Here is a 9,578-nt window from a genome sequence, read left to right on the forward strand (position 1 = left end):
GTCGCCGCCCGCTGCCCCGGCGGCGAGCCGGTCTCCCGGGGGTTCGGGCCGCAGCGGCCGCTGCCGGACCTCACGGCCCTGCGGCCGCTCGCCGTCCGGGCCCTCGACCGGATCCTCGCCGACCGGGCCGATGCGGTCGCGAGCTGGACGGACCCGCGGGACGGCCGGGAGTGGCTCGCCGGACTCGTGCGCCTGCGCGAGGTCCTGGCGGCGCCGTTGCCCGGCAGGCCTCAGAGCGCGGGGGCCGTCGCGGGGACGCGGGCGCCGGCGAAGGTCACCGAGCGGCGGACGCGGAAACCGAGCGACTCGTAGAGCCGCAGGGCGCCGGTGTTGTCCTCGGCCACGTGCAGGAAGGGCCGCTCGCCGCGGGCCCGGATCCCGGCGGCGACCGCTCTGACCAGCCGGGTGCCGAGGCCCTGGCCGCGGTGCGCGTCGTCGGTGCAGACGGCGCTGATCTCGGTGTGGCCCGGCGGGTGGAAGCGTTCGCCGGCCATCGCGACCAGGACGCCGTCGCGGCGGATGCCGAGGTAGCTGCCGAGTTCGACGGTGCGCGGCAGGAAGGGGCCGGGCCTGGTCCGCTCGACCAGGGCCAGCATCTCGGGCACGTCGGCCGGACCGAGCCGGACGGCCTCCGGGTCGGGGGCCGCGGCCACGCCCTCGTCGACGAGCTGGATCCCCTCGATCCGGAAGGTGACCTGCCAGTCCGCGGGCGGCGGGACGGAGACGGCCGCCGTCACCACGTGCCCGCCGGGGCCCGCGAGCACGGCGGCGTCGGCCCAGTCCTCGGCCCCGGGCTCGTCCGGCATGCCGAGGAAGGGGGTGACGTCCGCCGGGTAGTGCAGCAGGCGCCCGAACCGGCCGGCGAACAGCGCGTGCGGCCCGGCCAGCGCCGCGCGCACGGGGTTGTCCAGCGGATGGGTGCCGTTCGTGGTGGACATGCGTTCCCCTGCTCGGATCGGTGGTGTCGATGACAGCACCGGAGGCGGCCGGATCCTTCCCGCCGCCCCGGGCCTCCCACCGGGCGGGGAGCGGTCAGGCCGCGTCGGGCGCCGGGCCGAGGACGTCGTCGACCTCGGCGAGGAACTCCCGCCACGGCTCGGAGGCGCTGTCGCCGCCCTCCTGCTGGGCGGCGGCCGAGGTGTGCATGATCCACCAGCGGAAGCCGTTCCAGAGGTGCTCGCTCCCGGGCGGGAGCAGCACCTGCGCCTCGGCCAGCCGGCCGAGCATCGCGGGTTTGGCCTCGGCCAGCGGTGCCCCGTCGTCCAGGGAACGCTGGTAGTCGCCGAGCTCGTCGAAGAGGACCCTCAGCCGGGTCAGGTCGGTCATCCGTCACCACCTCGTGCACATGGGGGCGCCGCATGCTGCCGTTCGCGGGATCAACCCCAAGTCGTCACGCTGTCTGCGCAGTTGTGGCCGTCATGCTAGGCCGGTCGGCGGCGGCCCCACCGGGATTCCGGGCTTTCGCACGGAATCGGACCGAACCGGTCCCGATCGGTCCGGCCTGCGGGCGATACCGGCCGGGCCCTGTCAGCCGGGTCGCTGCGCCAGGGTCCGGAAGGTCACCGAGACCCGGCGGCCGCGCGGCGCCCTGCCGTCCGGCCCCGGGTCGCTGCGGCGGGCGGGGATCGCGTGGCGCCAGGCGTACCGGGCGGGGCCGGTCAGCACGGTGAGGCCGCCCGGCGCGAGCGGCACCGGGACCCGGCGGCCGCCCGCCGGGTCGGTGAAGTCCATGACGGCGGCGGAGCCGAGCGAGAGCGCGGCCACCACCGGGCCGAAGCAGGGGACGCAGTCCACGTGCGCACTGATGCCCTGGCCGGGCAGGTACTCGTTGACGATCACCTGCTCGGCCGGGGCGTCCAGGCGTCCTTCGTCGAGGAGCCGGGCGGCCAGGGCGAGCGCCCAGTCCGGCAGCGGCGGGGCGGGCTCGGCGGCCGGCCCGGCGGCCAGGCCGCGCCGGCCGTAGTCGTACCGGTGGCCGTAGTGCTGCACCCGCCGCCGCAGCTGCGCCGACCAGGGCTCGGCGTCGATCTTCGCCAGCAGCCCGGCGCAGCCCCGCTCGGCCAGCCAGCCGTCCACCTGCACCAGCCCGGGCACGCCGGCCCCCGCCGCACTCCCCCGGTTCTCGGACATGGCCGCAGGCTAGCCCTGCCCACCGACATCCGGCCGTTCCCGGCGGAGGGGTACGGTCGGTCGTCGATCACGATCTTCGGAGGGGGACCATGGACACGGACGAGACCGCACGGCCCGGCCGCGCCCGCTGGACGGCGGTCGTGCTGGCCAATCTCCTCACCGGCTGCCTCGGCGTGCCCGCGCTGCTCGTGCTCCTGCTCTTCGTGCAGAGCTACCCGCTGGTCTGGATCGGCCTGGGCAGCAGGGATCCGAACGACAACGACGGGATCCTGCCGTGGATCCTCCTGCTGGCCCCGCTGTGGGCGGGCACCGTCGCGCTCTGGTTCCTCGTCAACCTGGGGGTGGCCCGGCTGACGGGCCTGCGCGGCCGGCGGTTCTGGTGGACGGGCGCGGGCCTCTCCGCCGTCCCGACCGTGCTGCTCGCCTTGTACAGCGCGATCTGATCAGGGCGCTGCGGACCGGCTCAGCAGGCGATCGGGGACGGTCCCGGGGCGACGTCGTCGAACCAGAGGGTGTCGTCGCCGACGCCGTAGCCCTCCCGGCCGAGGCGCAGCGCGGTCGGGCGGGGCGGACGGGTACGGGCGGCGGTGCGGGGCATGGCGGTACGTCCTTTCGCAGACCTGGCGGGGGGTGGTGCGGGGCACCCGTGGACCGGGTGCCCCGCACGGGCTGCGGCAGGCCGTGCTGCGCTGTCAGCTGCAGGCGGCGCCGTTGAGCGTGAACTGCCCGGGCAAGGTGTTGCTGCCGGAGTAGGTGCCCTGGAAGCCGAAGCTCGCGGTGGCCCCGGGGGCGAGGGTGCCGTTCCAGCCGGCGTCCTTGGCGGTGACGGCGGCGCCGGTCTGGGTGACGGTGGCGTTCCAGGCGTTGGTGATGCGCTGGTCGCCGGGGTACGTCCAGCCGGCCGTCCAGCCGTTGACGGTGGTGGTGCCGGTGTTCTTGACGGTGACGGTCGCGGTGAAGCCGGTGCCCCAGGCGTTGTCGACCTTGTAGGCCACGGTGCAGGGGGCGGTGGGCGGGGCGGTGTCGTCGTCCGCCTCGGTGGCGGTGAAGGCGCCGGCCTCGACCCCGGTGCCGCCCGCGGTGAAGACGGCGCTGCCGTTGGCGGTGTCGGCGTCCTGGGCGGCGGAGACGGTCACCTGCTGGGCGGTCGCCCAGTTCGCGGGCGTGAACACCAGGGAGGCGGCGGCGAGGTCGGTGTCGCCCGAGGTGCGGGCGACGGTGACGGTGACGTTCTGCGCGGGGGCGGCGGACAGCCGGACGGCGACCGCGGCGGAGCCACCCTCGGGGACGGTCACCGCGGCCGGGGCCACCTGTACGGCGGGCACGGTCGGCTGCGGCCCGCCCGGGTGCTCCGCGGCGAAGGCGGCGAGCCAGGCCAGCGGCGCGTTCCAGTTGATCGCGACCTCGTTGGTGGAGTACGAGCCGATGTCGTCGACGTAGCAGGCGGCGGGGGCGCAGCCGGTCAGCTTCTCGGCCGCGACCGGGTCCTGCAGGCCGGAGTCGGGGCCGCCGGCGAAGGAGCCCGCGGGCGGGTGCGGCAGCGAGGCGTCGTTCTGGTGGGCCCAGAAGCGGTGGTGCTGGTTCTCGGAGGCGTTCTCGCCGTAGCCGGTGACGTAGGAGCGGTCGAGCGCGTTGCGGCCGAGCAGGTAGTCGAGGGACTCCAGGGCGCCCGCCCGGTAGCGCTGCTGGCCGGTGAGTTCGTAGGCGACGGCCATCACCACGGCGTCGTTGGCGACGGAGCTGTTGGAGCCCCAGACGTAGCCGTCGGCGGCGATCGGGACGGCGTAGCCCTGGCCGGCCATGGTGGCGAGGTACCCGTCGGCGGCGGTGGTGAGCCGGCCGCGGAGGCGGGCGAGGTCGTCGGCGGGCAGGGCGACGCCGGGGACGGTGGCCAGGGTGATCCGGCCGAGGGTGGCGGTGCCGCCCCACCAGAAGGCGTCGGCGGGGGCGGTGTGCAGGGCGGAGGAGGTGACGGCGTCGCGGTACTGCGCCTCGCCGGTGGTGGCGAGGAGTTCGGCGGCGGCCCAGTAGAACTCGTCGGAGACGTCGGTGTCGTCGTAGGCGCCGCCGCCGGTGCTGTCGGTGCCGGGGGCGAGGACGTTCGGGTCGGCCTTGGCGGCGGCCCAGGCGCGGCGGGCGGAGTCTAGGCACTTGGCGGCGAAGGCGGCGTCGTACGGGGCGTAGACGCGGGCGCACTGGGCGGCGGTGGCGGCCAGGTTGAGCGTGGCGGCGGTGGACGGCTTGTGCAGTTCGCGTTGCTGGGAGTCGAGTTCGGGGCGGGTCGGCAGTCCGGTCCACTGGGCGTCGTGGACCTTGTGGAAGGCCATGCCGGCCATCGGCTTCCCGGCGGGGACCTGCATCCGCATCAGGAAGTCGAGCTCCCAGCGGGCCTCGTCGAGCACGTCGGGGACTCCGTTGCCGCGCTCGGGCACCTTCAGGGTGGAGTCGCCGAGGGCGGCGTCGGTGCCGGCCCGGTGGGCGCGTTCGAAGGAGTTGACCAGCTGCCAGGTGGCGATGCCGCCGTTGACCACGTACTTGCCCTGGTCACCGGCGTCGTACCAGCCGCCGCGGACGTCCAGGTTGTAGTCGCAGACCCCGGCCTGGCAGGGCACCGAGGTGTCGCCCTTGTTGGGGGCGACGCCGAGGTGGCCGGCCGGGCGGGCCCAGGCGGCGCCGGCGAGCGAGGCGTCGATCGGGATGCCGCTGCGCTGCTGGTAGAAGAAGGACATGCTGTCGGCGCGCAGGCCGTCGTAGAGCGCGGCCGAGATGTCGAAGGGGTGGCTGGCGCGGCCGTCGACGACCAGGGTGTAGCCCGTCCCCGCGGTGCCGTAGGCGGTGAAGTCGACCAGGTGGGTGGCCTGGCCGGAGGCCGGGTCGGCGCCGTGCACGGTGGTGGAGCCGGAGGCGACGGCCGTCCCGGCGGCGTTGCGCAGCTGCCAGGCGAGCGGGGCGGTGGCGCTGCTGACCACGGTGGCGCGCTTGGGGCCGTCCGGCAGGTAGCCGAGCTGGTTGACCCGGACGGGGGTGTCGGCGGCAGCAGCGGCGGTGGCCGCGGTGGCGGGGGCGGCGGCGAGCGCGCCGGTCAGCCCGGTGGCGGCCAGGGCGAGGCCGGTCAGGACGGCGGCCGCGCGGCGCGGCAGCCGGCGGGCGGCGGTGGCTGGAGGCACGGGTGGGGGCCTTCCTGGGACGGGGAACGGGGTGGGGATTCGGGCAGCGCAGCGTGGGAGCGCTCCCAAAGGCCAGTGAAGCCAGTCGCCGAGAGCACGTCAAGAGGCGTGCACGCGGCGCCCGTTCAACGATCCCGAAGGGAGCGCTCCAGCGGCGAAAGCGAGTAGACGGCGTCTACGAAGCTGGTGTAGACACTGTCTACCATGGACGAGGAGAACATCGGGCTGCGTGAGCGGCTGATCGGGGCCGGGGTCGAACTGCTGGCCGCCGAGGGGGTGCAGGCCCTCACCCTGCGCGAGATCGCCCGCCGCGCCGGCGTCTCGCACGGCGCGCCGCGGCGGTACTTCCCCACCCGTCTGGAGCTGCTGTCCGCGATCGCCCGGCGGGGATTCGCCGAGCTCGGTGACCGCGTCGCCGCAGCCGTCGCCGACGGGCCGCAGGAACCGAGGGAGCGACTCACCGCCCTCGGCCGGGCCTATCTCGAGTTCGCCCGCACCGAACGCGGAATGTTCGAGCTGATGTTCCGCCACGACCTGCTGGAGAGCAACCGGCTGGGCCTCCGGGAGACCAGCCTGCCGCTCTTCGAGGTGCTGGTGCACCTCGTCTCCCGGGCCCGCCCGCACGGCGGCACCGAACCAGCGGTCGCCGCCGCCGCGCTCTGGGCCAACCTGCACGGCACCGCCCAACTCTGGTCCTGGGGAAGCCTGCAGCTCGCCGCCGGCACGGAGGACGTCGAACTGCTGCTGCGCGCCGCACTCGACGCCCATCTCGGGACGGTGCAGCCATGAGCCCCTCCCCCCGGCTCACCCTGGCCGCGAGCACCACCGGCGCCGTCCTCGTCGCACTGGACGGCACCGTGCTGACCGTCGCCCAGCCCGCCCTGCAGCGCGACCTGCACACGGACTTCGCCCAGGTCCAGTGGACCAGCACCGGCTACCTCATCGCCGTGGCGAGCCTGCTGATCCTGGCCGGGCGGCTCGGCGACCGGTACGGGCACCGGCGGGTGTTCGCCGTCGGCACGCTCGGCTTCGGCGCGGCCTCGGCCGGCATCGGGCTCGCCCCCGGCATCGGCTGGGTGATCGCCCTGCGGGTCGTCCAGGGCGTCTTCGGCGCCCTCCTGCAGCCCGCCACCCTCGGCATGCTCCGCGCCGCCTACCCGCCGGAACGGCTCGCCACCGCCGTCGCGATCCGGACCAGCGCCATCGGCGCCGCGGCAGCAGCCGGCCCGGTCCTCGGCGGGGCCCTGGTCACCGCGCTCGGCTGGCGGGCCGTGTTCGCCCTCAACGTCCTTCCCGCACTGGTGATCGGTGTGCTGGCGCTCGGCCTCCGCGGCACACCCCCGGCGCCCTCCGCACCCGTACGGCTCGACCCGGTCGGCGCCGCGCTGCTCGGCACGGCCCTGGCCTGCCTGGTGCACACCCTGGTCGGCCTGCCGGAGACCGGGTGGACGGCGTCCGCCGCCCTCGGGGCCCTCGTCTCCGCGGCGGCCGGCGCCGCCTTCGTCCGGCACGAACGGCGCACCGCAAGCCCGCTGGTGCCCCCGGACCTGGTCGGTTCCCGGGCCGTGGCCGCCTCGCTCGGCGTCCTGGTCGCCGCCTCCGCGGCCATGTTCGGCACGCTCTTCCTCGCCGGCTGGTATCTGCAGGACGTCCTGGCGCTGGACCCGTTCTCGGCCGGCCTGCGTGCGCTGCCGCTGGCCGCCGCCATGGTGCTCGCCGCACCGCTCGCCCCCGTCCTGCTGAAGCGGCACGGGCCGCGGCGGACCATCGCCTCGGCCATGGCGCTGCTCACCGCCGGCGTCCTGGTGCTCGCCCGGCTGGACCGGACGGCCGGGGCGCTGTCCACCGGTGCCGGATTCCTGTTGATGGGGGCCGGGTTCGGCACGGTGATGGTCGCCGCGACGGCGATGGTCGTCCGCCGGGCCGCCACCGCCCACGCCGGGGTGGCCGGCGGACTCCAGCAGACCGCCATGAACACCGGCCCCGCCCTCGGCGTGGCCACCGCCACCACCGCCCTCGCCCTCTTCTCCGGCACCCCGCACCCGGCCGGCCCCGCCCTGGAGAACGCCCTGGGCCCGTCCTTCGCCCTCCTCGCCCTCGCCGGCACCGCGGGCACCGCCCTCGCCCTGGCCCTCCCCCACCGCACGGCCCCCGCCGACCCGGCCTCCTCCGACCCGGCCCCCGCCGACCCGGCCTCCTCCGACCAGGCCCCCGCCCACGCGGGTCCACGGCGGTCGGGCACCTCGTAGGGGCGCGGGGCGGCCTCCGGCCCGGGGTTTCACGGGCGCTAGGGTGTCGCGGACCGTCCGCATGATCGACACCGCCGGGAGCCCACCGATGACCCAGAACCGCACGAGTGCCCTGTTCGCGGCGGTGCTCACCCTTGCGGTGGTCGTGGTCTACCTGGGCCTCCCCTCCGACCCGGACGTGGAGTACACCAACGACTACGCCGACCACACCGCGCTGCAGGTGGCCGGGTACCCGTCCTCGGAGACCCTGGAGGTGGTGCAGAAGGCGGTCTGGCGGATGGCCGACGGCGACGCCGGGCGGCTGTCGGCCCTGGCCACCTCCGACGGCTCGAAGACCCGGGCACTGACCAATGCCAAGATCTGGGTGGAGGCCTTCGGCAAGGGCTCGCAGGGCCGGGTCACCGCCGAGTTCATGGGTCCCGCGATCGACCGGCAGGCCGTGGTGCTCTACTTCCACGACACGGGCCGGCGCATGGCCCTGCGCCTCCGTCTCGACGGGAACGCCGGCGAGGACGGCTGGAAGATCGGAATGAACGAGACCGACCCGAAGACCGCCACCGCGGAGCCGACCTGGGCACCCACCGCCCCCGGCACCGGCGTCCCCCTCCCTCCGCGCTGACCGTCCGGCCGGGGACGGCCGAGGGCGGCGAAATCGGATGGATCGGTCGGCGGCCGCCTCCTACAGTGACGGGGTCCCACCACCCCGACCAGGAGCGGATCATGCGCGTGAGCTACCCGCGGACCCCGCACCTGCCCTGGTCGCCGGGGGCCTCGGCGGACGACGTCCGGGCGGGCGGCCTCGACGGGCTGCGCGGCCGGGAGGTCGTCGTCACCGAGAAGCTCGACGGCGAGAACACCACCCTCTACCGGGACGGCCTGCACGCCCGCTCGCTGGACTCCGGCCACCACCCCTCGCGCGCCTGGGTGAAGGCCCTGCAGGGCCGGATCGGCCCGGCGGTGCCGGCCGGCTGGCGGGTCTGCGGCGAGAACCTGTTCGCCCGGCACTCGCTCGCCTACCGCGAACTGGACAGCTGGTTCTACGGGTTCTCGGTCTGGGACGACACCGACCACTGCCTCGGCTGGGACGACACCGTGCGCTTCCTGCGCCGCCTCGGCGTCCCGGCCCCGCGGGTGCTGTGGCGCGGCGTCCTCGACGAGAAGGCCCTGCGCGCCCTGCGGTTCGACACCGAACGGGTCGAGGGGTACGTCGTCCGCACCGCCGAGGGCTTCCCCCGCGCGGAGTTCGGGCAGCGGGTCGCCAAGTGGGTCCGCCCGCACCACGTGCGGACCGACACCCACTGGATGCACGCCGCGGTCGTGGAGAACGGCCTCGGCCCGGCGGCCGCCCTCTGGGCGGTGCGCTCCGGCGCGCCCGCCGACCTGCCCGCCCTGCTCGGCGCCGCCGGACTCGACCCGGAGCGGGCACCGGCCGCCGAGGCGGCCGCGGCCGAGGTCTCCGCCCGGCTCGACGTCCTCGGCCGGCGGCCCCGCCGCGTCGGCGCCGATGCCGGTGAGCACCGCGTACAGGCGGCGGGTCGCGTTCTCGGCGTCGGCGAGTTCGTCCGGCGTCGGGACGACCGTGCCGAAGGACAGCCCGTGGGCGGCGGGCAGGACCCTCCAGTGGAGGACCGGCGCGAGTGCGGTGCTGGCCCGGGCGAGGAACCAGGCCAGCCGCCCGTGCGTCCGGGCGATGCCGATCGCGAGGACGGCGAGCGCCTCGCGCAGGCACTCCAGGCGCTCGATGCCCGGCAGCGGCGGCCGGCCGGAGTCCGGGCCCACCGCCTCCGCCAGACCCGACGCTGTCTTGAGCGCCAGCGCCGCATCACCCGGCGCCAACTCCCACAGCCCGTCCTGGATCTGCCGTTCGGCCTCCGCGGCCAGGACCTCGATCTGGAGGGCCATGCTCCGGTCGTCGGACCCCGGGAACGGCGGCTGCCCGCCGTGGGCCGTCACGCGGCGGCCGAGGTGCCGTGCCCCGACCGGGCGGGGTCGGCCGGGCCGGCCGCGGGCGGGACGTCGGTACCGGGCGGTG

General features: G+C 75.9%; 10 protein-coding genes and 1 pseudogene. 6 read left to right on the forward strand and 5 right to left on the reverse strand.

Translation table 11 applies throughout. The features are described 5' to 3' along the window. Positions 1-312, forward strand: a pseudogene (locus ABZ641_RS17740) (hypothetical protein); the annotation flags it as partial. Here the strand turns inward: ABZ641_RS17740 and ABZ641_RS17745 are convergent. The 3 genes from ABZ641_RS17745 to ABZ641_RS17755 all read right to left on the reverse strand — a co-directional run bounded on the left by ABZ641_RS17745 (position 231) and on the right by ABZ641_RS17755 (position 2,130). After that, positions 231-938, reverse strand: a complete 708-nt coding sequence (locus ABZ641_RS17745) for a GNAT family N-acetyltransferase (protein WP_344625443.1) — start codon at positions 936-938, stop codon at positions 231-233. The pseudogene ABZ641_RS17740 and the gene ABZ641_RS17745 overlap by 82 nt on opposite strands. A gap of 94 nt (positions 939-1,032) precedes the next feature. Next, complete coding sequence (locus ABZ641_RS17750; RefSeq protein ID WP_359982841.1) at positions 1,033-1,326, reverse strand: hypothetical protein; 294 nt, start codon at positions 1,324-1,326, stop codon at positions 1,033-1,035. Between the two features lie 201 nt (positions 1,327-1,527). After that, complete coding sequence (locus ABZ641_RS17755) at positions 1,528-2,130, reverse strand: alpha-ketoglutarate-dependent dioxygenase AlkB (protein ID WP_359982843.1); 603 nt, start codon at positions 2,128-2,130, stop codon at positions 1,528-1,530. 89 nt (positions 2,131-2,219) lie between these two features. On the opposite strand from ABZ641_RS17755, the gene ABZ641_RS17760 reads away from it, so the two are divergent. Beyond that, positions 2,220-2,573: a hypothetical protein gene (locus ABZ641_RS17760; protein WP_344625440.1), complete on the forward strand. Its 354-nt coding sequence runs from the start codon at positions 2,220-2,222 to the stop codon at positions 2,571-2,573. Between the two features lie 20 nt (positions 2,574-2,593). On the opposite strand, the gene ABZ641_RS17765 is transcribed toward ABZ641_RS17760, so the two are convergent. Both ABZ641_RS17765 and ABZ641_RS17770 read right to left on the reverse strand, forming a co-directional pair. Beyond that, complete coding sequence (locus ABZ641_RS17765) at positions 2,594-2,728, reverse strand: hypothetical protein (RefSeq protein ID WP_344625439.1); 135 nt, start codon at positions 2,726-2,728, stop codon at positions 2,594-2,596. Between the two features lie 94 nt (positions 2,729-2,822). After that, complete coding sequence (locus ABZ641_RS17770) at positions 2,823-5,297, reverse strand: glycoside hydrolase family 9 protein (RefSeq protein WP_359982847.1); 2,475 nt, start codon at positions 5,295-5,297, stop codon at positions 2,823-2,825. Between the two features lie 204 nt (positions 5,298-5,501). Here ABZ641_RS17770 and ABZ641_RS17775 point away from each other — a divergent pair, with 204 nt between their 5' ends. The 4 genes from ABZ641_RS17775 to ABZ641_RS17790 all read left to right on the forward strand — a co-directional run. Continuing rightward, positions 5,502-6,086 (forward strand): TetR/AcrR family transcriptional regulator, encoded by a 585-nt coding sequence (locus ABZ641_RS17775; RefSeq protein WP_359982849.1) that lies wholly within the window; start codon positions 5,502-5,504, stop codon positions 6,084-6,086. Beyond that, positions 6,083-7,546, forward strand: coding sequence for an MFS transporter (locus ABZ641_RS17780; protein WP_344625436.1), 1,464 nt, complete (start codon positions 6,083-6,085; stop codon positions 7,544-7,546). The genes ABZ641_RS17775 and ABZ641_RS17780 overlap by 4 nt, the downstream gene beginning before the upstream one ends. An 88-nt stretch (positions 7,547-7,634) precedes the next feature. Continuing rightward, on the forward strand, positions 7,635-8,165 hold the full coding sequence (locus tag ABZ641_RS17785) for a hypothetical protein (protein WP_344625435.1): 531 nt from the start codon (positions 7,635-7,637) through the stop codon (positions 8,163-8,165). A gap of 101 nt (positions 8,166-8,266) precedes the next feature. Then, positions 8,267-9,578 (forward strand): RNA ligase family protein (locus tag ABZ641_RS17790; RefSeq protein WP_359982853.1); only part of this gene is annotated, 1,312 nt, incomplete at its 3' end.

The organism is Kitasatospora sp. NPDC007106, assembly GCF_040634455.1.
Taxonomy (GTDB): Bacteria; Actinomycetota; Actinomycetes; order Streptomycetales; family Streptomycetaceae; genus Kitasatospora; species Kitasatospora arboriphila.